This is a genomic window from Mesorhizobium wenxiniae (assembly GCF_002284535.1).
Lineage (GTDB): Bacteria > Pseudomonadota > Alphaproteobacteria > Rhizobiales > Rhizobiaceae > Mesorhizobium > Mesorhizobium wenxiniae.
The window spans coordinates 123,532-145,845 of sequence record NZ_NPKH01000016.1 but is presented as its reverse complement, the minus strand read 5'-3'; the positions used below and the strand labels follow the sequence as shown (position 1 = coordinate 145,845).

The 22,314-nt window shown below is 63.1% G+C and carries 22 protein-coding genes; 6 read left to right on the top strand and 16 right to left on the bottom strand.

What is annotated here, in order from left to right:
- Positions 1-4: 4 nt before the first annotated feature.
- Complete coding sequence (locus tag CIT31_RS08530; protein WP_095518239.1) at positions 5-1,333, bottom strand: sn-glycerol-1-phosphate dehydrogenase; 1,329 nt, start codon at positions 1,331-1,333, stop codon at positions 5-7.
- Positions 1,334-1,473: 140 nt separating this feature from the next.
- On the opposite strand from CIT31_RS08530, the gene CIT31_RS08525 reads away from it, so the two are divergent.
- Positions 1,474-2,457, top strand: a complete 984-nt coding sequence (locus tag CIT31_RS08525) for a sugar-binding transcriptional regulator (protein WP_065010108.1) — start codon at positions 1,474-1,476, stop codon at positions 2,455-2,457.
- A 54-nt stretch (positions 2,458-2,511) separates the two neighbouring features.
- Positions 2,512-4,008 (top strand): xylulokinase, encoded by a 1,497-nt coding sequence (locus tag CIT31_RS08520; RefSeq protein ID WP_095518238.1) that lies wholly within the window; start codon positions 2,512-2,514, stop codon positions 4,006-4,008.
- A gap of 54 nt (positions 4,009-4,062) precedes the next feature.
- Here the strand turns inward: CIT31_RS08520 and CIT31_RS08515 are convergent, their stop codons facing one another.
- A complete protein-coding gene (locus CIT31_RS08515) occupies positions 4,063-4,419 on the bottom strand; it encodes an ArsC family reductase (protein WP_029355455.1) in 357 nt (118 codons plus the stop codon).
- Positions 4,420-4,595: 176 nt separating this feature from the next.
- On the opposite strand from CIT31_RS08515, the gene CIT31_RS08510 reads away from it, so the two are divergent.
- A complete protein-coding gene (locus tag CIT31_RS08510; protein ID WP_095518237.1) occupies positions 4,596-4,961 on the top strand; it encodes an ArsR/SmtB family transcription factor in 366 nt (121 codons plus the stop codon).
- A complete protein-coding gene (locus CIT31_RS08505) occupies positions 4,958-5,443 on the top strand; it encodes an SRPBCC family protein (protein WP_095518236.1) in 486 nt (161 codons plus the stop codon). The genes CIT31_RS08510 and CIT31_RS08505 overlap by 4 nt, the downstream gene beginning before the upstream one ends.
- Positions 5,444-5,555: 112 nt before the next feature.
- Here the strand turns inward: CIT31_RS08505 and CIT31_RS08500 are convergent, their stop codons facing one another.
- Genes CIT31_RS08500 through CIT31_RS08470 form a run of 7 tightly spaced genes read right to left on the bottom strand, consistent with a single transcriptional unit; the run spans position 5,556 to position 12,188 of the window.
- Complete coding sequence (locus tag CIT31_RS08500) at positions 5,556-6,539, bottom strand: 2-dehydropantoate 2-reductase (RefSeq protein ID WP_095518410.1); 984 nt, start codon at positions 6,537-6,539, stop codon at positions 5,556-5,558.
- A gap of 2 nt (positions 6,540-6,541) precedes the next feature.
- Positions 6,542-8,092: an acyl--CoA ligase gene (locus CIT31_RS08495; protein WP_095518235.1), complete on the bottom strand. Its 1,551-nt coding sequence runs from the start codon at positions 8,090-8,092 to the stop codon at positions 6,542-6,544.
- Entirely contained in the window at positions 8,085-8,783 is a 699-nt protein-coding gene (locus CIT31_RS08490; protein WP_095518234.1) for a fumarylacetoacetate hydrolase family protein, read from the bottom strand. Before CIT31_RS08490 ends, CIT31_RS08495 begins: the two co-directional genes overlap by 8 nt.
- A gap of 2 nt (positions 8,784-8,785) precedes the next feature.
- Complete coding sequence (locus CIT31_RS08485) at positions 8,786-9,541, bottom strand: ABC transporter permease (protein ID WP_095518233.1); 756 nt, start codon at positions 9,539-9,541, stop codon at positions 8,786-8,788.
- A gap of 6 nt (positions 9,542-9,547) precedes the next feature.
- Positions 9,548-10,351 (bottom strand): ABC transporter ATP-binding protein, encoded by an 804-nt coding sequence (locus CIT31_RS08480; RefSeq protein WP_095518232.1) that lies wholly within the window; start codon positions 10,349-10,351, stop codon positions 9,548-9,550.
- Between the two features lies 1 nt (position 10,352).
- Positions 10,353-11,180: an ABC transporter permease gene (locus tag CIT31_RS08475; protein WP_095518231.1), complete on the bottom strand. Its 828-nt coding sequence runs from the start codon at positions 11,178-11,180 to the stop codon at positions 10,353-10,355.
- Positions 11,181-11,192: 12 nt separating this feature from the next.
- Entirely contained in the window at positions 11,193-12,188 is a 996-nt protein-coding gene (locus CIT31_RS08470) for an ABC transporter substrate-binding protein (RefSeq protein WP_095518230.1), read from the bottom strand.
- A gap of 176 nt (positions 12,189-12,364) precedes the next feature.
- On the opposite strand from CIT31_RS08470, the gene CIT31_RS08465 reads away from it, so the two are divergent.
- Entirely contained in the window at positions 12,365-13,057 is a 693-nt protein-coding gene (locus tag CIT31_RS08465; protein WP_095518229.1) for a FadR/GntR family transcriptional regulator, read from the top strand.
- Positions 13,058-13,123: 66 nt separating this feature from the next.
- On the opposite strand, the gene CIT31_RS08460 is transcribed toward CIT31_RS08465, so the two are convergent.
- The 7 genes from CIT31_RS08460 to CIT31_RS08430 form a co-directional block, all read right to left on the bottom strand.
- Positions 13,124-14,551: an aldehyde dehydrogenase family protein gene (locus tag CIT31_RS08460; RefSeq protein ID WP_095518228.1), complete on the bottom strand. Its 1,428-nt coding sequence runs from the start codon at positions 14,549-14,551 to the stop codon at positions 13,124-13,126.
- A 38-nt stretch (positions 14,552-14,589) separates the two neighbouring features.
- Entirely contained in the window at positions 14,590-15,675 is a 1,086-nt protein-coding gene (locus CIT31_RS08455) for an ABC transporter ATP-binding protein (protein WP_095518227.1), read from the bottom strand.
- The gene (locus CIT31_RS08450; protein WP_095518226.1) at positions 15,665-16,273 is read right to left on the bottom strand and encodes a cupin domain-containing protein; all 609 of its coding nucleotides are present in this window, start codon (positions 16,271-16,273) and stop codon (positions 15,665-15,667) included. Before CIT31_RS08450 ends, CIT31_RS08455 begins: the two co-directional genes overlap by 11 nt.
- Positions 16,274-16,458: 185 nt before the next feature.
- Entirely contained in the window at positions 16,459-17,529 is a 1,071-nt protein-coding gene (locus CIT31_RS08445) for an ABC transporter substrate-binding protein (RefSeq protein ID WP_065010093.1), read from the bottom strand.
- The gene (locus tag CIT31_RS08440; RefSeq protein WP_095518225.1) at positions 17,514-18,392 is read right to left on the bottom strand and encodes an ABC transporter permease; all 879 of its coding nucleotides are present in this window, start codon (positions 18,390-18,392) and stop codon (positions 17,514-17,516) included. The genes CIT31_RS08445 and CIT31_RS08440 overlap by 16 nt, the downstream gene beginning before the upstream one ends.
- Positions 18,389-19,276: an ABC transporter permease gene (locus CIT31_RS08435; RefSeq protein ID WP_095518224.1), complete on the bottom strand. Its 888-nt coding sequence runs from the start codon at positions 19,274-19,276 to the stop codon at positions 18,389-18,391. The genes CIT31_RS08440 and CIT31_RS08435 overlap by 4 nt, the downstream gene beginning before the upstream one ends.
- A gap of 83 nt (positions 19,277-19,359) precedes the next feature.
- Complete coding sequence (locus CIT31_RS08430) at positions 19,360-20,640, bottom strand: NAD(P)/FAD-dependent oxidoreductase (RefSeq protein WP_095518223.1); 1,281 nt, start codon at positions 20,638-20,640, stop codon at positions 19,360-19,362.
- Between the two features lie 277 nt (positions 20,641-20,917).
- Here CIT31_RS08430 and CIT31_RS08425 point away from each other — a divergent pair, with 277 nt between their 5' ends.
- Complete coding sequence (locus CIT31_RS08425; protein ID WP_095518409.1) at positions 20,918-22,075, top strand: fumarylacetoacetate hydrolase family protein; 1,158 nt, start codon at positions 20,918-20,920, stop codon at positions 22,073-22,075.
- Positions 22,076-22,314 lie beyond the last annotated feature (239 nt).

The following is a 22,314-nucleotide window of genomic DNA, read 5'->3' as shown; positions in this document are numbered from 1 at the left end:
CCCGTCAAGCTTCCCCACGCGCAAAATCCTCCAGCATTCCTGCATCCGCAGCAATGTCGAGGAACGAGAAGCGATTGCGCATCTCCCGGCAATGAACGACGGCTTCGCGGTAGAAATCGGGTGGCGTGCCCAACTCGGCGGCTGAGATCGGCCCGCCGGTGGATTTCAGCAGGCGCTGCATCTCGTCGACAGGCACCATGAATTGCTTGAGCTCCTGCCTGAGTGTCGGCCAAAGCTCCTGCAGCCGCTCGTTGAATGCGGCGGCGGCATTCCCGTCGAAGGCCTTCTTCTTCAGTTCGTCGAGACATTGTGCGGCGACAGCCGGGCTCATGCGGCGGACCATGTCGTCAGGATCGATCTTCGTCGCCTTCACAACCGGCGGCTTGTCGCTAGCAAGCATTGCTTGCTGCAATCGCGCCATGGTGAGCGAAGCGACGCCGACCTGGGTGCCGTGGAGCGTACCGGGGTGACGCTCGCCGGCGAAACAGTCTATGTAGTGCGATATCTGATGCTCGCCCATGGAACCGTGATTGGAGACGCCGGTGAAGGAAATTCCGAGGCCGCAGAGCGTCAGCACGCGATAGAGATAGCCATTGGCCTCGATGTCGTGTTCGGCAAGCTTTGCCGCACGCTCGTTGAGCGCCGCTTCATCCTTTTCCTGGATGAGAAACGGGACCTGATGGTAGGCAGTGCCAAGCAGACGGTGCGACATCCACCAGTCGATCTGGGCGACCGAGCGGCAAAGGCAGTCACCGAACCCGGCCGCTGACAGATAGGTCGGGGCGGCAGCGGAGACGCCAAGGTCGACGAAAAAGCCTGATGGCGCGTGGGAAGGGAGCGATACCTTCAGGCCGCTTTCAAGTGTGATGGACGCGGTCGTCGATGTGTAGCCGTTCATCGAACCGGCCGTCCCGAACACGCAATAGCGCCGTTCGTTTCTTCCGGTGACGAACTTGCAGAGATCGTTGATCGTGCCGGAACCGACCGCGACCACGGCATCCGCATCCGCGAGTTTGACGGCCAGGCTTTCGACGTTGGCCATGTCGGCATGCGGGTGGTCCAATATCAGGACATCGACAGGGCCGAGCGTCTTCAGTTCGCGCGCAACGCGTTCGCCAAGCGCATCATAGGTCGCGGCATCCGCGACGACGGTGAACCGCTCACCCAGACCGAGCTCCGAAACGAGATCGGCCGCCCGCCCGTCGAGGCTTTCTTCGATGACGATCCGATCATAAGGCACCACGGCCTTTTTCCCGGTCTCCGGGCTGGTCCAGTTCCCGTCCAAAATGTCGTCGATTAAAGTCGTCCAGGATCCGGCTGCCGGATTCGTCATGGCGTCCTCTTGTGGGGGCAACTCTCTAGTCCAGACACAGGCGCGCTGCGCCATCGAACAATAGTCACCTATCACTGTCTTTTGTCAAGCATCCGCCCTCAACGCTTGACTTCGTTCTGCAAACCTGCGGAAAAAGGGACATGAATGCCAACGCCGACATCGACGTGGTCCGAACATCTGGGCTCTCGGCACTGCCGCCCGAATTCGACAGCGCGGTGGCGTGGGCCGCCTGGCTCTACTATGTCGACCAGCTCAACCAGAGCGATGTGGCGAAGGTCATGAATGTCTCCAGGGCGAGCGTGGTAAACTATCTGCAGGAGGCACGCGAAAGCGGACTTGTCGCCGTGCAGGTCGATCACGACGCTTTTGCCCGCACGTTGACCTCGCGGCGCCTCATGGAAAAATACGGCCTTCGCGGCGCGGCGGTTATCCCCGACCTCGATCCAAACGATGCCGACCGCCGCATCGGCGAAGCGGCAGGACGGTTGCTCGCATCCATGGTCGATCCGGGTGACACGATCGGCGTCGCCTGGGGAAAAACGGTGCTCGCTGCCGCCCGCTCGATTCCACGATTACGGCATGACCGGAACCTCACCGTCGTCCAGCTCTCGGGAAGCTCGATCGGCACCAGCGATTTCTCGCCGGAATTCTGCACCTCGCTGATGGCCAATCGGCTCGGAGCCCGCTGCATCAACCTGCTTGCCCCGGCGATCGTCTCCACCGACGAACTGCACGACGAACTCATGCAGGAGCCGATGCTCGTCAACCAGTTCCGCATGATCCGTGCCGCCGGCAAGGTCATCTTCGGGATCGGCGATATAGGGCCGGAGAGCACCTATGCCCGAGCCGGGATATCGGATGCCGACGCACTTGCAGGTATGATCGAGCAGGGAGCGCTCGGGGTCATCATCGGGCGGTTCATCGACGCTCGAGGCGCCCCTTTCGCTACTCCGCTCGACGGACGCACCGTCGGCATCACGCTCGATGAACTGAAAGCGGTGCCCATCCGTATCTGCGCCGCCGGCGGCGCCCGCAAGATGGGGGCGATCAGGGCTGGGCTCGGCGGCGGATATGCGACACATTTTGTCACCGACATGGCCACCGCGAACATTCTCTTGGAATAACCGGCACTCGACTAACCAGCACTCGGTGGAACTCATCGTCTCGGGAGGACAATCATGGGCAGCAGCGACGGACCCCTTGTCGTCGGCCTCGACAGTTCCACGCAATCCTGCAAGGCGATTGCCTGGAGCCGGGACGGACGAGCCGTGGCGGAAGGCCGCGCGCCGCTCGATCTGATGAAGCCGAGGCCGGACTATGTCGAGCAGGAGGTCACCGACTGGTGGCGGGCCGCAACAGTGGCGCTGCGACAGCTTGTCGGCGCGGTCGATGCGAAACGCATCGCCGGTATCGCGATCTCCAACCAGCGGGAGACCGTTGCCCTCATCGACGGCGCCGGCGAGCCGATCGGACCCGCGAGCCTTTGGCTCGACGAACGCGCCGCCGGGCTGGTCGACCGTTTCGCGGCGGAAATCGGCCGTGAGCGGCTGCACGCGATCACCGGCAAGCCGATCGATGTGACGCCGGTGGTCTACCGCCTGAAGTGGCTGCGCGAGAACGAACCGAAACGGTTGGACCATGCGAAGAAAATCCTCGACGTGCACGGCTACCTGACGCTGAAACTGACGGGAACGCCGAGTGCGAGCTGGACGAGCGCCGATCCGTTCGGTCTCTTCGACATCTCGCGCAAGGCATGGTCGCAGCCGCTCCTCGATCATCTCGGCATCAAGCCGTCGCAACTTCCCAACGCGGTGCGGTCCGGCACGCGGGTCGGGACCGTCCATGCCGCGGCCGCCGCCGCAACAGGGCTAGCCGAAGGAACGCCGGTGATTGCCGCCGGCGGCGATGGGCAATGCGCCGGGCTCGGCGTCAATGCCATGCGCGACGGCGTCGTCTATCTCAATCTCGGAACTGCGATCATCGCGGGAATCTGGTCGCGGGAACCGGTGGTCGGCGCCTTCTGGCGCACCATGACCTCGCCGACAGGCGATGGCTATTTCCTTGAGGCGGTGCAGCGGGCGGGTGTCTATTTCGTCAACTGGTTCGTAGACATGTTTGCCGGCGGACGCTCCCATCCGGCGATCTTCGACCGCCTGGAAAGGGAAGCGGCGGCCGTCCCGATCGGCTCGGACGGACTTCTCGCCGGCACCACCCTGGTCGGTTGCATGGACCCGCATTGGGATCCGAGCGCACGCGCGAGCTTCATCGGCATGCACCCCTCGCACACGCTCGGTCATTTTTATCGTGCGGGGCTAGAGGCGATGACGCTGCAAACCGCCAGGGCTCTCGAAGAGATGCGCAGCCATGGTCTTTCGCCGGCGCAAATGGTGGCGATCGGCGGCGGCGCCAACAGCAAACTTTGGACAAAAATGATCGCGGACGCGACCGGGATCTCGATCCATAAGGGTCACAACGCTGAAGCCTCCTCCCTCGGCGCAGCCATTAGCGCAGCGGTCGGCATCGGATGGTTCGAGAGTTTTGCTGAGGCCGCGGACGCCATGACGAGCATCGCCGAGACCATCGAGCCGGACCCACGCAGACGCGAAGCATGGGACGCGCTGTCGGCCAGGCAGGCCAAGGTCTTCCCCGCGACCCAATTCGCCTGGCGGAATTGAGACCGGCGCGGCAAGCAGGCTCTCGAACTGGAGCGCGAAAAGCGTCCCGTCCCGCTACTTCAACCCGCCCACCGCCTGCTGGTAAACATCAGGCTTGAAGCCGACGAGGATGCGATCGCCAAGTTCGAGGACCGGCCGCTTGATCATCGTCGGGTTGGCCAACATCAGCGCCTTGGCCTTCTTCTCGTCGAGGCTCAGCTTGTCCTTGTCCGACAGTTCGCGAAACGTCGTGCTCGCCTTGTTAAGCAGGATTTCCCAGCCGACTTTGCGGGACCAGCCGTTCAGCCGGTCCGCGTCCAGTCCTTCGACCCTGTAGTCATGAAAGCGGTAGGCGACATCATGGCTTTCCAGCCAGACACGCGCCTTCTTGATCGTATCGCAATTGGTGATGCCGTACATGGTGATGGTCAAAATTTTGGCCCCTCGGACTGATCGTTCGTCGAATCTGGCGGCACCCTAAACGACCCTTCAGACTTTGTCAGAGACCCCGCAGGCATCCTCAGAACTTTTGGGCTTGCCTATACTAAGGAATTTTCCTAAGTGTTTTCCGAACCATCTTTGGCCATGCGCAGTGGCGCGAGGAAGACATGACCGTCGCAACAAGCCCACAGACCTCGAGTCCTAGCGTCCCGCCGATCGACGGCATTTTCCGAGCGCTGGCCGATCCGACGCGGCGGCGCGTGGTCGAGCGGCTGAACCGCAGCCCGGCATCGGTCAGTGAGCTCGCCCAGCCGTTCGAGATGGCTCTGCCCTCCTTCATCGAACATCTCAGGGTTCTGGAAGGCTGCGGGCTGGTGCGTTCCGAAAAGGCCGGCCGCGTCAGGACCTACCGGCTCGCGCCGGAGCCGCTGAAGGTCGCGGAAAATTGGCTGGCCGAGCAGCGCGCACTGTGGGAACGCCGCCTCGACCAGTTCGATGCCTACGTGATGACACTCAAGGAGAAAGACAAATGAGTTCGACCCCGCTTTTCAAACCCGACCCGAAACTCGATCTCGTCCTCGAACGCGTCATCGGAGCGCCGCGCGAGCTTTTGTGGACAGCCTGGACGACGCCCGAGCATGTTCGGCAGTGGTTCACACCGAAGCCGTGGATCGTCACCGATTGCGAGATCGACCTCAGGCCCGGCGGCCTGTTCCGGACCCGCATGCAGTCGCCTGATGGCAAGGAGGTCAACGACCGGCATTGCTGCTACCTCGACATCGTGCCTAACGAGCGGCTGGTGTGGACCGATGCGTTGCTGCCCGGCTATCGGCCGTCAGGGGACCCGTTCATCACAGCGGTCATATCATTGCACCCGGAAGGCAAGGCGACACGCTACGTCGCGACCGCCATCCACCGCGATGAAGCCACACGCAAGAACCATGAGGAGATGGGCTTTTTCGATGGCTGGGGCACCGTGGCCGACCAGCTTGCGGACTACGTTAAGAGGCTCTGAAGCGGCGTTGTTTCGCGCTCACATGGCGGCCACGGAATCGTCATAGCCGTTCAGCTGCCAGCGTCCGACGCCTGCAGATGGGTTTTATCGACGTGAACCCGCCTGCCCTAGCTTACGTCAGATAGCAGCCGCGCTCGATGGCGAGGCGGCGCACCAGCGCCAGCACGTTGTCGATGGCGGGCGTTGGCTGGCCAGTCAACCGGCCGAGTTCCTGAACCGCCGTCACCAGCGCATCGATCTCCATTGGTCGGCCGCGCTCCAGATCCTGCAGCATCGAGGTCTTGTGCTCGCCGACATCGCCGGCCCCCTTGATACGCCGGTCGACATTTATCGGGAAACGCACGCCGAGACTTTCGCCGATCGCCTGCGCCTCCAGCATCATAGTGCGGGCAAGCGTGCGGGTTGCCTCGTCGGCAGCGATTGCCGCAAGCGTGCTGCCGGTCAGCGCGGAAATGGGGTTGAAGGAGAGATTGCCCCAGAGCTTCACCCAGATCTCACTTCGGATGTCGTCGCGAACCGGCACCTGCAGCCCTGCCGCAACCATCTCCGCAGCAAGCCGCGTGACACGTTCGCTCTTCTCGCCCGAGGGCTCGCCGAGCGAAAAGCGTTTTCCCTCGATATGGCGGACCAGGCCGGGCGCATCCACCTCAGCCGCGGGATACACGACCGAGCCGATGACGCGATCCGGCCCAAGCCGATCCCAGATCACTCCACCGGGATCCACAGCTTGCAACCGCGTGCCTTCGAGCGAACCGCCGATCTTGTGGAAGTACCACCACGGCACGCCATTCTGCATGGTAACGACAGCCGTCCCCTCGCCCAGCAGCGGCGCGATCTGGTCGAGCGCCGGTGCGAGAGAATGGGCCTTGAGCGCCAGTACGACATAGTCCTGGACGCCTAGCTCCTGCGCTTGCGCGGCGGCCCTGACAGAGACGACGGATTCATGGCCGTCTTCGATCAGGCGAAGTCCGGCCGCCTTGATCGCATCGAGATGAGCGCCGCGCGCCATGATCGACAGATCGACCCGGCCGGTCATGGCAAGTTTGGCCGCGAGATAGCCTCCGATCGCGCCGGCGCCAAAAATGGTGATCCGCATCATCATCCAGGCCCGGGTTTGGCAAGCCCGGGTTTGACAAGACCCAGTTTGGTCGCGAGACCGATGCGCTGCAGCTTGCCCGTCGCGCCCTTCGGGATTTCGTCCAGGATCAGGACAATGCGCGGCACCTTGAAGTCGGCAAGCCGCATCGCGGCGAAGCTGCGGATATCGCCTTCGGTAGCGGCCATGCCCTCGCGCAGCACGATCGCAGCCGCGACCTCCTCCCCGAGCTTGTCGTGTGGCGTGGCGAAAGTGACGACCTGCGCCACCGCCGGATGGTCCATCAGCACGTCATCGACCTCGAGCGGCGAGATCTTCTCGCCGCCGCGGTTGATGATCTCCTTGAGCCGGCCGGTGACGCGCAGATAGCCGTCGCCGTCGAGCACACCCTGGTCGCCGGTATGAAACCAGCCATGCGCGAAGGCAGTGGCATTGGCGTCCGGATTCTTCTCGTAGCCCGCGGTGACATTAGGCCCGCGAATGACGATCTCGCCGGTCTCACCGGGCTTCAGCAATTGCCCGTCCAGCGCCATCACCGCCACTTCCGGTCCAGCGGCGGCGCCGACGCTGCCCGGCTTGCGCAGGCCTGGCGGCAACCGGTTCGAGGCCATCTGGTGGGCGGCCTCGGTCATGCCGTAGGATTCGATCACCGGACAGCCGAAGGTCACCTCAAGCTCGGCCATCACTTGCGGCGGCAGCGATGCCGAGGACGAGCGGATGAAGCGAAGAGGCGCCGCTGCCAGTGCATCGGCATTGCGTGCCGCCCGAGGCAGGATCGCCTGATGCATGGTCGGCACGGCCGTGTACCAGCTCGGCCGCGCCTCGCTTAGCCAATGGAAGAAGCGCAGCGCGTTGAAGCCCGGCGTGCAGAAGACGCTGCCGCCGGCGGCGAGCGAGGACAGCACCGCCGCGATCAGACCATGGATGTGGAACAGCGGCATGATGTTGAGGCAGCGATCGCCTGATGTCAGGCCGAGCGTCGCGCCGATATGGGCGGCCGAGGCGGCAAGATTGGCATGGCTGAGCGGCACCAGCTTTGGTCGTGACGTGGTGCCTGAAGTGTGCAGCAACAGCGCGATGTCGCCGTCCTCAGCCAGTTCGGGCGTAGCCGGCGGGCCGATCGGTTCGCCCTCGATCTTGAAGCTCCCGGCAGGCGCGTCGCGCAGTGCTGCGAGCCTGAGCACCGCTATGCCCAGGCGCTCGGCAACGGCAATCGCCGGGCCGCTTTCGTCTTCGGCAACCAGGATCGCCTTGGCGCCAATGTCGGTCAGGTAGAAGTCAAGCTCGTCGGCCCGGTAGGCCGGGTTGAGCGGCGCCGTGGACGCCGCCGCGGCCACCGCGACAAAGGCCGTCGCCATCTCCGGCCCGTTCGCCAGCACGATGGCCACCCGATCGCCGCGGCCCAGGCCCAGCGCGTGCAGTTGCGCTGCCGTTTCAGAGATCAGGCGGCGCAGTCCGCCATGGGTGAGCGTGATCCTGTCGGGTGCCGAAATCGCCGGCGCATCGTCCGCTCCGACAGCAAGCCGTTCAATGATCGACGCCGCTTCAGACAACGCGAACCTCTAGGTCGCCGACGCCATCGATATGACCGCGAAGAACATCACCGCGAACAACTGCCCCGACGCCCGCCGGCGTGCCGGAAAGAATGATGTCCCCCGGCATCAGCGTGAAGAGACCGGAGAGATAGCTGATCATTTCCGGAACTTTCCAAATCATCTGGTTGAGATCGCCGGTTTGTTTTCGCTCGCCATTGACGTCCAGCCAAATCGCTCCCTGGGTTGGATGACCGATCGAACTTGCCGGAACCAATGGCGTGCATGGCGCCGATGCCTCGAAGGCCTTGCCGACCTCCCATGGACGGCCCATGTCCTTCGCCTTACCTTGCAGGTCGCGCCTGGTCATGTCGAGACCTACGCCATAACCGAACACGCAGTCCAGAGCCTTTTCGGCCGCGATGTCCGTGCCGCCGCTCTTCAGCGCCACGACCATTTCGATCTCGTGATGGACATCGTTGGAGGCCGGAGGATACGGAAATTCTCCTGTCGTATCGAGGTTGTCGGGATTCTTCTGGAAGAAGAATGGCGGCTCCTTGTTGGGGTCGTGTCCCATCTCGACTGCGTGCGCGGCATAGTTCCGTCCGACGCAATAGACCCGGTGCACCGGAAACATCTTGTCAGTTCCCGCCACCGGGATGCTGGGGATTGCGTTCGGTTCGATGACGTAGCTTGAGGTCGTGCCGTGCATGTTCACTGTCTTGCTCCTGCGTAGTATTCGACTTTGGCTTCGGCCCTTTCGATCAGTTCGGCAATCAGCAGGGCGAAGGCAAAAAGGATGATGGTCAGGGCCCAGAATTCGGCCATGCGGAAATTTCGCGAGAAAGTCTCGAACAGCGCGCCGTAGCCGACGATGGCGACGAGCAACTGGCCGATGACGACGCCCTTGACGCCGCGGATGAGGCCGAGGCGGATGCCGGCAAGGATCTCCGGAAGCGCCGCCCACAGGATGATCTTGGTATAAAGGGCCGCACGCGAGGCGCCATAGGAACGCGCCATCTCGATCAGCGACGGCGAGATATGGCGGACCCCGGCGCGCGTGTCGAGTACAATGATCCAGATCGCAAACAGGAACACCGCCGCAACGATCGTCTGCTCGCCGAAGCCGAACAGGATCATCAGCACCGGGACGATCGCCGAGAGCGGGGCGCTTGAAAAGATATTGACCCACATGCCGAGCAGGTCGTCGGCGATCTTGACACGTCCCATCAGGATGCCCAGAGGCACGCCGATTACGATCGACAGGGCCATGCCCATGGCGAAGGCGCGAAGGGTCGTGACCGTCGCGCTCTGCCAGGACGGGGTCTGCACCAAACCGACCGCTGCAGCCAGCACGTCGCTAAACGGTGGCAGCAGAAAGACAAGGTCCAGCCGGCCGACGATTTCCCATACGACGCACCAGACGAGCAGGGACGCCATCATTGGTACTCGGTAGCCAAACAGGGTCATGACCGGTCACTCCACATACTGCTTCAGCCCCAGCCATATCTCCTCGACCGTATCGAGATAGTGCCTGTCGCGATGAATGCGCTCGGGGTCGCCGGAGCGATCGATTTCCGGTTCAATGATCTGCGACACCCGGCCGGGTCTCGGTGACAGCAAGACGATGCGGTCGGAGATGTAGACTGCCTCCTCGATCGAGTGCGTCACGAAGATGAAGGTCTTGTTCTGGTTGGTGCGCAGTCGGATCAGATCTTCCTGGAACTTCCGCCGGTTCTGCTCGTCGACCGCCGAAAACGGTTCATCGAGGAGCAGGACGTCGGCATCGACCGACAAGGCCCGCGCCAGGCCGACGCGTTGGCGCATGCCGCCCGACAACTCGTGCGGGTATTTGTCCTCGAAGCCGGCGAGACCCACCTCAGCTATATAGCGGCGGGCGATCTCCTCACGCTCGGCCTTGTTGGTGCCGCGCAATTCAAGTCCGAAGGCTACATTGCGCGTCACGGTCGCCCAAGGCATCAGCGCAAAGTCCTGGAACACGAAAGCGCGTTCGGGGCCTGGGGCGCTGACGCGCTTGCCGTTGATCGCGACAGTGCCGGCATCGGCCCGTATCAGCCCCGCTATGATCTTCAACAGGGTCGTCTTTCCGCAACCGCTGGGTCCGAGAAGGCTGGTCAGCTTGCCCCTGGGAAAGTCGAGGTCGATGCCGCGCAGCGCCTCGACATTGCCGTAGGTCTTGGAAATTCCTCTCACCTCCACGATTGAATCGATCGGTGCGGGAACCGGCGACGGTCCATTTCGCAATGCGGTCGCGCCCATCTTAAGCACCTCTACTCTCCGGCCTGAAAACACGGACTTCCACCCACTGCAGAAAGACGAGCGTCAGGGTGGAAAGCGCAATGATCGAGGCAATTGTTGCGTACATCTCGGCGTAGTCTGCGCGCGAGCGGTGGAAGGTTATGAGGTCGCCGATGCCGGTTGGGGTGATCAGCAGCTCGGCGAGCACCACGCCGACGAACCCGGCAGCGACGCCGAGGCGCAAACCGGCAAAAATCACTGGACTGGCGTCCGGAAGAATGATCTTGGCGACGGTCTGCCAACGTGTGCCCAGGAATGATCGGCACATGACTAGCAGCGACTCGTTGACGTTGCGCACGGCCTTGTAGGTATTGAGCACGATGACCGGCAGCGCCAGGATCATGACGGCGAGCGTTTTGGCGGTCATGCCTATTCCGTAGACGAAGGTGACCATTGGAATGAAGGCGGCGACAGGTGCTGCCTGAAGCACGATGAACACAGGGATCACCAGCCATTCGCCGGTGCGCCACAGGCCACAGATCGTGCCGAGGCCGACACCCAGGAACGCCGACAGGACAACGCCGAGCAACAGCGGCTGCAGTGTCGAAAGATAGGCAGTTGCCAAGCTGCCGTCGGCGAGCAATCCGAAAAATGCGACGATGGTGTCGGAAAAAGTCGGAAAGGCGAAGCTGACGGGAATACGCCCGGCCACTTCCCAAATTCCCGCGAACAGAGCGATCGAGACCAGCCTGAGCAGGATCGGCTGGTCCCAAGATGCGCCCGTTGCGCTTCGAGTCGATGGAGAAGCGAGGCCGGCAGCCTCGCCGTCAGTTCTGATGCTTACGGCCATCCGGCAGGCCGCCTATTTCTTGCCGAGCTTGGCGACGGCGCGGTCGATTGCGGAGACATCCCAGAAGTCCTCGACCTTGAGGCTCGCGGGATCGCCTTCGATCTGGCCGGCAAGGCTGAAGAAGGCGAAGTCGTCTTTGGCCGCATCCGCTCCGCCGCCATTCAGCGCAAGGCTGCCGGCTTCCGCGGTTTCCTTGTAGTATTCGGTGATTTCGCTATCAGCCTCCGCGCCGAGATCCGGCAGCAGTTTGTACTTGTTGCGGAGCTCGACCGCCACCGCCGGGTTCGCGGTGATCTCGCGCGCGGTCTTCATCAGTTCCTCTACCAGGATGTCGACGTCGGCGGCGTTGTTCTTCAGATAGTCTGCGGTCGCGAAAAGCGCTTCGTCCGAGGCGCCGAGATCCTCGACCGGCAGAACGATGAACTTGCCGGGGGCTTCGGCCTCAAGCGCGCGCCTGTTGGCGGCATCGACGATCGACGCCTTGATGGTCCCCTGCAGCAGCGCATTGCGGCGAACCTCGGAACCCGGGACATAGCTGATGTTGCCGAGCTTGATGCCGTGGTTTTTCGCCATCAGGAGCATGACCGCCTCTGTGCCGGAGCCGCGCGCCTGAACGGCGACTTCCTGCCCGTCCAAATCCTTCCATTCCTTGTAAAATTCGCTGTTGACGACAGGAAAGAAGCGCAGCGTCGATATCTGCGCAAAGATGCGGATGGGCACGCCAACCTTCTGGATCAAAGTATAGGGCGCGCCGATACCGACATCGGCCTGGCCGCCGACAATCGCCTGGGCAGCCAGATCCTCGTCATTGAGAACAATGAGCTCGACATTCACGCCGCGTTCCTTGGCGCGCTCTATCGCGGCGAGCGTCTGGATGGATTCTATACCGGGAAGGTCGCCGAATGCGATGCGCATGTCGCCCGCATTTGCGGCCGACAGGTGCGATGCAAATGCCAGAAACGCAGCGAAAGCGGTGGCAAGGACGGTACGTCCGGTCATGCTGGCCATTGTCATTCCTCCCGTTTTTGTAACCATTACCTTAATTGGTTAAGGCTGTGGAGCGGATTGGTCAAGGAGAAACTGCGCGATGACAGATGCGCGGGCCCAGAAAATCGGCAGTTGACGGTTTCCGGTAATCGTTTTAACACCGGCAAAGGGAAATCATATGCGAATTGGTTAAATTGATGGACGATCCCGGTAATGGCGGCCGCGCCGCCCTGGTTCAGCTTCAGGCCTATCTTGCCCAGATGGACCATGCCGGCGAGACACGGCTGCCTGCCGAGCGGGAATTGTCGGAGAGCCTCGGCGTATCGCGCGGCGATCTGCGCAAGGCGCTGGCGGTGCTCGAGAAGGACGGCCGCATCTGGCGTCACGTCGGCAGGGGCACCTTCGTCGGCAGTGGACCGGTCGAGGAGACGATCGGGATTTCGGAAATCGCCGGGCGCACGAATCCGGCCGACGTGATGCGCGCGCGCCTCATCATCGAGCCCGAGATTGCGCGCGAAGCGGCGCTGCACGCCACGCTTTCCGATATCGCCTCGATGCGACAATCGCTGGTGCAGACGCGGGAAGCCGTCACATGGCGGCAATACGAGAACATCGACAATCTGCTCCACCGGCAGATTGCGCAGGCGAGCCGCAACAATGTGCTGCTCGGCCTGTTCGATGTCCTGAACGCCGTGCGCCGAACCGTGGTGTGGGGACGTCTTCGTTCAGAAGGCGCCCGCCCTCCGGCAGACCATCACAGCTTCGCCGACCATGAACGGATCGTCGAAGCGATAGCCGAGCGCGACCTCGGCGGCGCGGCCGCGGCGATGCGGCTGCATCTCCAACAGGTCGAGCGGCGTTTGATCCCCGTCCGCGAAGCCGCCGAATAGCTTGGCTATGCCACGCGCCGCGCCGCGCGTCCTTCTTGGACACGCGGCGCTGTTCGCAGTCATGCGCTAGGCGCCGTAGCCGATGATGCCCTTGATCTCGAGGAAGTCATGGATCGCCCAGTCGGCATATTCGCGGCCATTACCCGACTGCTTGTAGCCGCCGAAGGGCGCGAATGTGTCCCACTCCGGATAGTTGATCGAGACCTGCCCGGCGCGCAGGCGGCCAGCGATCTTGCGTGCGTGGTCGATGTCCCCTGACTGCACATAGGCGGCGAGGCCATAGACGGTGTCGTTGGCGATCTTCACCGCGTCGTCATCGTCATCGTAGGACATGACCGAAAGCACCGGCCCGAAGATTTCTTCCCGCTCGATTGTCATGCCTGGTGTGACGTGGCCGAAGACGGTCGGCCTGACATAGTAGCCGCGATTGAGGTGCTCCGGCCGGCCCGGACCTCCGGTGACCAGTGTCGCACCCTCGGCGATGCCGGCCTCGATCAGCCGCTGGATCTTGTCGAACTGGATGTTGCTGACCACCGGCCCGAGCTTGGTTTCTTCCGAGCGCGGATCGCCGACCTTGTGCGCCTCGGCTGTCTTCTTGGCGATCGCAAGCGCCTCGTCGTGGCGGCCGGCCGGCACCAGCATGCGCGTCGGCGCATCGCAGGATTGGCCGCTATTGCCGAAACAGGCGTTGACGCCCTTGCGCACGGCCTTCTCGAGATCGGCATCGGGCAGCACGATGTTGGCCGACTTGCCGCCGAGCTCCTGCGCGACGCGCTTGACCGTCTCGGCCGCTGTTTTGGCGACGATGATGCCGGCCCGGGTCGAACCGGTGAACGAGACCATGTCGACGTCGGGATGGCCGGCCATGACCTGTCCGACATCCGGACCGGTGCCGTTGACCATGTTGTAGACGCCCTTCGGCGTGCCGGCCGCTCCCATCACTTCCGAAAAGATGACGCCGCTGATCGGCGCGATCTCGGAAGGCTTTAGCACGACCGTGCAGCCGGCGGCGATCGCCGGCGCCACCTTGCAGACGATCTGGTTGAGCGGCCAGTTCCACGGCGTGATCAGCGCGCAGACGCCGATCGGCTCCTTGACCACCATGGTGGTGCCGCGCTTCTCGCTGAATTCGTAATCCTCCAGCGCCTTGATGGTGGACTCCATATGCGCCCTGCCCGCCCAGGCCTGCGCCTCGCGCGCCCAGGTGATCGGCGCGCCCATCTCCTGGCTGACAGCCTGCGCGATGTCCTCGTAGCGCTCGTTGTAGACTTCCAGGATGCGCTTCAGCAGCTTCAGGCGCTCGGCCTTGCTGGTCTGCGAGAAGGCCGGAAAGGCCGCCTTCGCCGCTGCCACAGCGCGATCCACATCCGCCTTCCCACCGACGGAGATTTTCGTATAGGCCTCCTCGGTGGATGGATCGATCACGTCCAGCGTTGCCGGCACTACGGGCGCGACCCATTTTCCGTCGATGAAGAAGTTCAGGTGATTGCTCATGGGTTATGCTCCGGTTTTTTGGAAGGATGGGGATCAGATCAGCCAGGCAGCATAGGGCAGTTAGCGCCGCGGCGCAGGCTGATATGCGCCACATCGCCGACGCTGAATTGAAAACCTTCCGCCCGGCGTGGCGCATCGATCACCACTGGTATCCCCTGAGACAATTCGGCGTGCAGGCGCAGGGTGCGGCCGTGAAAGACGATGCTGCTCACCCGCACCGGCGCGGCGCCGGTCGCTGCTTCGGTCGTCGCTAAAAGATCCTCCGGACGCACACCGATGGTTCGCACCGCGCCTTCTCCGGGCGCTTCGCCGGTTTCCGACGTGGCTTCGAGCGGTAGGGCGCCGGCGCTGAAACGCAATCGATCGCCGTCACGGCCGACAAAGCGCGACTGCAGCAGATTCATCGTGCCGATAAAACTGGCGACGAATTTTGTGGCGGGCCTGTCGTAGAGCGTGGCCGGCGGTGCGATCTGCTCGATGCGGCCCTTGTTCATGACGACGATGCGGTCGGAGATCGACAGGGCCTCGGTCTGGTCGTGGGTGACCATGACGAAAGTGGTGCCGAGCCGCGACTGCAGCCGCTTCAATTCTACCTGCATCTGTTCGCGCAGATGCGCGTCGAGCGCCGACAGCGGCTCGTCGAGCAACAGCACACGCGGTTCGCAGACAATCGCACGGGCGAGCGCGACGCGCTGGCGCTGGCCGCCCGACAATTCGAACACGCGGGCACCGAGCTTCTCGGCAAGGCCGACTATGTCGAGCGCTTCGCCGACGCGCTTTGCCTGTTCAGCCCCAGAAAGCTTGCGCAGCGACAGGCCAAAGCCGACATTTTCGGCGACGTCCATGTGCGGAAACAGCGCATAGTCCTGAAACACGGTGTTGACCGGCCGGTCGAACGGCCGCAGCGAAGTGATGTCACGGCCTTCGAGCAACACCCGTCCGCTCGATGGGCTTTCGAAACCGGCGATCACCCGCAGGCTGGTGGTTTTGCCGCAGCCGGAGGGCCCGAGCAAGGTCAGGAACTCGCCGCGGGCAATGTCGAGATCGACGGCGTCGAGACCGACGATGCCGCCGGGGAAAATCTTCGAGACCGCATCCAGCCGGACGAGAGGTTCAGGCGCCATCGCGAACCTCGGACGGCTTGGTCGTGTTGACCCAGAGAATCTGGCAGCGCTCGGCGCCCGGATTGCGGAAGGCATGCAATAAGGTGCTCTTGAAGGCGAAGCTGTCGCCGGTCTTCAGCCCATAGGTGGTTGAATCGACCACGAGTTCGACTTCGCCCGACAGGACGAAACCGAATTCGTGGCCGGGATGGGCGTAGGCTTCGACGGTGCCACCACCGGCTTCCACCGTCACCAGCATGCCGGTGAGCGTGGCGGCCGGCGGCGACAGCAGCGCCTTGGCGATGCCTTCAGATTTCACCGGGATCTGCCGACGGCTGTTGGCCCGCACGCAATAGAGATCGTTGCCGGCACCGTTGCCGTCGGCGATCAGCGCCGACGGCTCGATATCGAGAGCGGCGGCAAGCGGCCAGATCACTTTGACGCGAAGCGAGGACAGGCCACGCTCGATCTGGCTGAGCGCCCCGATCGAAACGCCGGCCTTGGCGGCAAGCTCGGCCAGCGAAAGATTGCGTTCCAGCCTAAGCGCCCGCACGCGCCGGCCGACCCGCACGTCGGCGTCGTCTTTCGGCTTTTCAGCCGCTTCGTTCAGCATGTCCATGCATACTTCCTCGTTTGCCAGCGCTTTCCCTTCTCCCCGTTGTGGAAGAAGGTGGCCGAGCGAAGCTCGGTCGGATGAGGGGTGTTCCAGCTTGGCAAACCCCGCATTCCGTCGAGCACCCCTCAACCGTCTCGACGCTACGCGCCGATCCACCTTCTCCTACAAGGGGAGAAGGAAGAGCGAACTCAGCCGCCTGCCTTGACCTTCTCGAACATCTTGGCGAGTTCGTCATTCTGCTTCATCGGCCCGGTGAAGACGGTGGTCTTCAGCATCACTTCCGGATCGGACGGCAGCTGCAGCTTTTCCAGCTCCTCCTTCGGCACCGCGGCGAAGGCCGAGCTGTTGGAGCTGCCGTAACCATAGGCCTGGATCAGGTATTTTCCCGAATCCGTCTCCAGCCGGCTGTTGATGAAGTCATAGGCGAGGTCGACATTCTTGGCGTCCTTGAGCATGACGAAGCCGCACGCCCAGGTCAGCATGCCTTCCCTAGGCTTCATGAACTCGACAGGCACGCCCTGCTTCTTGAGCGAGGTGGCCGACGCGTTCCAGGTCATGGCGGCGACAAGCTGGCCGCTGGCCAGCGCCTGTTCGACCGAGGTCATGTCGGTGGTGTAGTTCGAGAGCAGCGGGCGCTGCTCGCGCAATTTTTCCGCGACCTTGTCCATCTGCTCTGGCGTCATGTCGAACGGATTGACGCCGGCGAGAAGCGCCGCCACCACCGGCGTGTCGTGGACGGCGTCGATCGTCGCCATGCGCCCGGCGTACTGCTTGTCCCACAAAAGGTTCCAGCTCGGTTCCGGGTTCTTCACCAGATCGGTGCGGTAGAGGATCGATGTGTTGCCCCAGTCCCACGGCACCATCCAGACCTTGCCGTCGCCGGCCTGCAGGTCGGGCAGGTTCTTGAAGACCGGAAAGATCGAATCCCAGTTCTTGATGCGCTTGGTGTCGATCGGCTGCAGCAGGCCTTCCTTGTTCCAGCGCGCCACCTTGTCGTAGCACGGATGCGCGACATCAGGGCGGAAGCCGGCCTTGACCTTGGTGAAGGCGTCATCGTCGTCGCCGAACATCGAGGCCTCGACGCCATCGGGGTGTGCGGCGAGGAAGCTCTTGTTGAACTCGGGCAGTTCGTAGCCCGACCAGGTGAAATATTGCAACTTGTCGGCCGCAAGCGCGACGGTCGACGAAAGCGCCAACGCGAAGGCTGCCAATCCGGCTTGGACTGTCTTGCGATTTATCGATTTCAGGTCGAATGCCATTGCAGTTCTCCTCTTTCGGTTTCTTCTGGTTTGGACAGGTCGGCGGGCACCGGCCGTTGGGCGGCGGCGAGCCCGCGATGACGCAGGATTTCGGCAATTGCCGCGATGACGAATGACACGGCCAGGATGGTCGTGCCCAGCGCCATGACGGTCGGCAGCGACTTGGGGAATCGCAGCTGGCTCCAGATGTAAAGCGGCAGCGTCGGCTCGGTGCCGGCGAGGAAGAAGGCGACGATGAACTCGTCGAAGGAGGTCAGGAAGGCCAGCATGAACGCTGACACAATGGCGGGCAGGCTGAGCGGCAGCATGACCCGTCTGAATGTCGTCCAATCGGAAGCGCCGAGATCGAGCGCGGCCTCGCGGATCGTCTTCGGGATGGCAGCGAAGCGGCTTTTCATGATCACCACCGTCGTCGGCAGCGCCACCAATATGTGGCCGAGCACGATGGCAGTGCGTGACGGCCCGAACCCAATGAGGTTGACCAGTATCAGCAGCGAGATGCCGACGATCACGCCGGGGATCAGGATCGGTAGCCGCGCGATGGCGCTGATAGTGGCGGCAAGCGGCGAGCGGCCGTAGAGGTCCATATACGACACTGTGATGCCGCAGAGCGTCGCGCCGGTGGCGGCAGTTGCACCGATGACGAGGCTGTTCCCAAGCGCGCCGGACAGCGCCGAATTGCCGAACAGCGTCGCGTACCACTCCAACGTGAAGCCTTGCAGCGGAAACGCCGCCTGGATCGAATTGTTGAAGGAAAACAGCGGGATCAGCAGTATCGGCAAGTACAGGAACACCAGATAGGCAAGGACATAGGCGCCCAGCCAACCGCCGCCCTGCTTTGCATCGATACGCGCCGTGTTCATGTCCGGCTGCCAAATCTGCGGTCGGCGGAACGCACCACCAGCACCACGGCAAGGATGACCAGCATGACGGCGACGGCGAGTGCGGCGCCGAACGGCCAGTCATTGGCCTTGCCGAACTGGGCCTGGATCAGCGAACCGATCATGGTGCTGGCAGGGCCGCCGACCAGCGCCGGAGTGACATAGTCGCCGACCGTCGGCACGAAGACGACGAGAGCAGCCGCCAGCACCCCTGGCATCGAATTCGGCAGCACGACGCGGCGGAAGCTGGTGAACGGCCTGGCGCCGAGGTCGGAAGCAGCTTCGAGCAGCGATTTCGGAATCGTGTCCAGCGCCACATAGATGGGCAGGATAGCGAACGGCGCATAGGCGTGAGCCAGCGTGACGACGACGGCGGCGGGCGTGTTGAGAAACGCCAGTATCGGTTCGGACCAGATGCCGCTTTCGACGAGCGCCGAGTTCAGCACGCCATTATAGGCCAGCACGATCTTCCAGGCGAAGACGCGCAGGAGATAGCTGGTCCAGAACGGCAGCGTCACCAGAAACAACAGCAGCCCGCGCCGCCGTCCGGCATAGAAGGCAAGGTAGTAGGCGACGGGATAGGCGGTGACGACCGTTGCCAGCGTTACCAGGCCGGCAATGGCCAGCGAGCGCAGCGTTACCGTCCAGTACAGAGGATCCGACGCCACCGTGATGAAATTCGCAAAGGTGAAACCGGCGCCCAGCAGCGAACCGTCATTGCCGCGAAAGGCGAGGAAAAGTACGAGACCAAGCGCAAACAGGATCAGGAAGAAGGTGACCAGCCCGCCCGGCAGCAGCATGGCCAACCGGAAACCCGTCGAGGACCGGGACTTCGGCAGTGGCTGCCTTGCAACGATGGTCGACATCGCATGCCCATCGGAATTTGAAATCCCCTAAAGGTTTTTCATAATCATGAAACTGTCAAGCTGATTCCTACGCCGGTAGGAAATCAGCGCTCGAATGCATCCAGCGTACGATACCAAGCGATCGTCGCGGCGACGCCGACCTGCCGAAAGACGTGGAACGGTATCGGCCGGATCGGCGAGACCGGGAACGGCAATTGCCTAGCGTCGCCGCTCGCCAGATAGCCGGCAATGCGCTCGCCAAGCGCAGTCATCAGGCCGACGCCACGGCCCTGGCAGCCGACCACGGCCATCAGGCCCTGCTCGGGCTCGTGAATATGCGGGAGGTGATCCGGCGTCATCGCCACCCGGCCAAACCAGCGCTTTTCGATGCCGACTCCGGACAGCGCGGGATAGAGCCGGAGCAGCGCGCGCTCGAGATGCGCCCAGTCACCTTCGCTGGTCGGCAGCGCCATCCGGCCGCGCCCGCCAAGCACCAGCCGCCCGTCGGCACTCTTGCGGTAATAAACGAGGATGCGGCGCGAATCCGATACCGCCTGCCCCTCCGGCAGAATCCCGGCCGCCAGATCGGCCGGCAGCGGCGCTGTCGCGATCTGGAAGGAGTGCAGCGGAACGATCGTCTCGGCGAGACCGGGGAGCAGATCGCCGGTGTAGGCGTTCGTCGCCAGAATGACCGCCTTCGCTCGCAATTCGGCGCCGCCCTCCGTCGAGATACGCCAAAGGCCGACGCTTTTGCCGAGGCGCGTCGCCTTCTGGTGCTCGGCGATCTTCACGCCCGCGGCCGAGGCGATTCGAGCCAGTTCCGACGTGTAGGCAAGCGGATCGATCACGCCGGCGCGGCGGTCGAGCCAGCCGCCGAGATAGCCCTGCGCACCGGTCAACGCGGCGATCTCGGTCTGGCTCAGAAGCCGGACATCGGCGCCGCGGTTCCGCCATTGCCAGTCCCTGTTCGCCGCGGCCTTCAGCGCCGTCTCGGTGTGCGCTGCCTGGATCCAGCCGTTGCGAACGAACGGCACCGCCAGTTTCTCGTCGCGGATCAATTCGAAGACGGCGTCCGCCGTCGAGGCGGCAAAATTGACGAGGATCTCGCCGCGTTCGGCGCCAAAATGCTCCAGCAGCCATTCCGGATCATATTTCAGGCCGGGGATCACCTGGCCGCCATTCAGGCCCGATGCGCCTTGGCCGATCTCGCCGGCTTCCAGCACCTGCACGGCAAAGCCGAACCGGGCTGCATGCAACGCAGTCGACAAGCCCATGATGCCACCGCCGATGATGACGACATCGACGGGTTTACCGCCGACAAGCGCTTGGGGTGCGGCGGCCGATTGCGGCTTCTGCCAGATCGGATCGGAAAACGGTGCGGGCAAGGATCACCTGGAGTGCAGTTCGTTGTGAAAATCCTAGTCACCATCTCATAATTTTGAAAGCTCGTTTCCGCTTCGCAATTGGGACACGCCAAGGGCAATCACCGTCAAGCAGCGCGGAGATCGCCCGGACAGATTGACAAAACTCGCCTTGAGGACGGGATAGACCTTTGGCCGGAATTTGTTGAAAGTGCCGCCGCCGCTGGCCAGACTCTTTGTGAACCATTGGTCCGGCAGCGACGACCGTCGCAGCAGAACCAGACAGCAGAGGACCGTAGCCATGACGAATACCACTCTCCTGCCCAACGAGGGCCTCTTCATCGGCCGCGCCCGGACAAGCGATAGGTCCCATCCGCTGGTGGTCACGGTGCGCGACGGCACGGTGTTCGACATCACGTTGAGCATGGCACCAACCGTGCGCGACGTCTGCGAGATGCCAGACCCGGCAGGGTACGTCCAGGCGGCCAGAGGCGAACCGATCGGATCACTTGATGCGATCGCCGCCAACAGTTTCCAGGCCGCGCGCGATTCGCAAAAACCGTACCTGCTTTCTCCGGTCGACCTGCAGGCGGTCAAGGCGTCGGGCGTCACCTTCGTCGTCAGCCTGCTCGAACGGGTCATCGAGGAGCAGGCGCGCGGCTCGGCGGAAAAAGCTGACGCCATTCGCGCCGACATTGCCGGGCTGATCGGTCACGATCTGTCGAAGCTCAAGCCCGGCTCGCCGGAGGCGATGGAGATCAAGGCAAAGCTCATCCAGCGAGGCGCCTGGTCGCAATATTTGGAAGTAGGCATCGGCCCTGATGCTGAAATCTTCACCAAATGCCAGCCGATGGCGTCGGTCGGCTTCGGCGCCGATGTCGGCCTGCATCCGGTTTCCACCTGGAACAATCCGGAGCCGGAGATCGCCATGATCGCCGCCAGCAGCGGCAAGATCGTCGGCGCCACGCTCGGCAACGACGTCAATCTGCGCGACATCGAAGGGCGCTCGGCGTTGTTGCTCGGCAAGGCCAAGGACAACAACGCCTCGGCAGCGCTCGGGCCGTTCATCCGGCTGTTCGACGACAGCTTTTCCATCGATGACGTGAAGCAAGCCGTCGTGCGCCTGAAGGTCGAGGGCGAGGACGGCTTCTCGCTGGAGGGCGCCAGTTCGATGGCCGAGATCAGCCGCTCACCGGAAGAGCTGATTCAAGCCGCCATGGGTCCGCATCACCAGTACCCGGACGGGCTGGCGCTCTATCTCGGCACCATGTTCGTGCCGTCGAAGGATCGCGGCGAAAAGGGCAAGGGTTTTACGCACAAGGTCGGCGACATCGTCACCATATCGTCGGAGAAATTCGGCGCGCTGGTCAACCGGGTGCGGCTGTCGCCCGATTGCCCGCACTGGACCTACGGCGCCAGCCATCTGATGCGCGACCTCGCCAGGGCCAACCTCATCTAGGTTCCCGCCCAGCCTGCGACGTTAGATTTCTCGGCGCTCGAATTGAGGGGCCTCGCTCGTAGAATATCAGCCAAACTGATGCAATCTGATGGGACCGCTGATGGCGCCTTGTCGCGCGCCGACTACCACTGGCAAATGGAGGCTTGCCATATGTCGAAAAAGCGGATGCTCTGATGCATCCAGGTCGGCGCTGGCAAAAATACGATCAGGGTTTGCCGTGATCGTCGTCGGAGGTGGAG

Coding starts and splice junctions, on each gene's coding strand:
- CIT31_RS08445 (WP_065010093.1), bottom strand. CDS start 17,529: ATGGCATTCGACCTGAAATCGATAAATCGCAAGACAGTCCAAGCCGGA.
- CIT31_RS08475 (WP_095518231.1), bottom strand. CDS start 11,180: ATGGCCGTAAGCATCAGAACTGACGGCGAGGCTGCCGGCCTCGCTTCT.
- CIT31_RS08480 (WP_095518232.1), bottom strand. CDS start 10,351: ATGGGCGCGACCGCATTGCGAAATGGACCGTCGCCGGTTCCCGCACCG.
- CIT31_RS08520 (WP_095518238.1), top strand. CDS start 2,512: ATGGGCAGCAGCGACGGACCCCTTGTCGTCGGCCTCGACAGTTCCACG.
- CIT31_RS08505 (WP_095518236.1), top strand. CDS start 4,958: ATGAGTTCGACCCCGCTTTTCAAACCCGACCCGAAACTCGATCTCGTC.
- CIT31_RS08425 (WP_095518409.1), top strand. CDS start 20,918: ATGACGAATACCACTCTCCTGCCCAACGAGGGCCTCTTCATCGGCCGC.
- CIT31_RS08530 (WP_095518239.1), bottom strand. CDS start 1,333: ATGACGAATCCGGCAGCCGGATCCTGGACGACTTTAATCGACGACATT.
- CIT31_RS08440 (WP_095518225.1), bottom strand. CDS start 18,392: ATGAACACGGCGCGTATCGATGCAAAGCAGGGCGGCGGTTGGCTGGGC.
- CIT31_RS08435 (WP_095518224.1), bottom strand. CDS start 19,276: ATGTCGACCATCGTTGCAAGGCAGCCACTGCCGAAGTCCCGGTCCTCG.
- CIT31_RS08460 (WP_095518228.1), bottom strand. CDS start 14,551: ATGAGCAATCACCTGAACTTCTTCATCGACGGAAAATGGGTCGCGCCC.
- CIT31_RS08455 (WP_095518227.1), bottom strand. CDS start 15,675: ATGGCGCCTGAACCTCTCGTCCGGCTGGATGCGGTCTCGAAGATTTTC.
- CIT31_RS08465 (WP_095518229.1), top strand. CDS start 12,365: ATGGACGATCCCGGTAATGGCGGCCGCGCCGCCCTGGTTCAGCTTCAG.
- CIT31_RS08490 (WP_095518234.1), bottom strand. CDS start 8,783: ATGCACGGCACGACCTCAAGCTACGTCATCGAACCGAACGCAATCCCC.
- CIT31_RS08470 (WP_095518230.1), bottom strand. CDS start 12,188: ATGGCCAGCATGACCGGACGTACCGTCCTTGCCACCGCTTTCGCTGCG.
- CIT31_RS08485 (WP_095518233.1), bottom strand. CDS start 9,541: ATGACCCTGTTTGGCTACCGAGTACCAATGATGGCGTCCCTGCTCGTC.
- CIT31_RS08510 (WP_095518237.1), top strand. CDS start 4,596: ATGACCGTCGCAACAAGCCCACAGACCTCGAGTCCTAGCGTCCCGCCG.
- CIT31_RS08450 (WP_095518226.1), bottom strand. CDS start 16,273: ATGGACATGCTGAACGAAGCGGCTGAAAAGCCGAAAGACGACGCCGAC.
- CIT31_RS08525 (WP_065010108.1), top strand. CDS start 1,474: ATGAATGCCAACGCCGACATCGACGTGGTCCGAACATCTGGGCTCTCG.
- CIT31_RS08500 (WP_095518410.1), bottom strand. CDS start 6,539: ATGCGGATCACCATTTTTGGCGCCGGCGCGATCGGAGGCTATCTCGCG.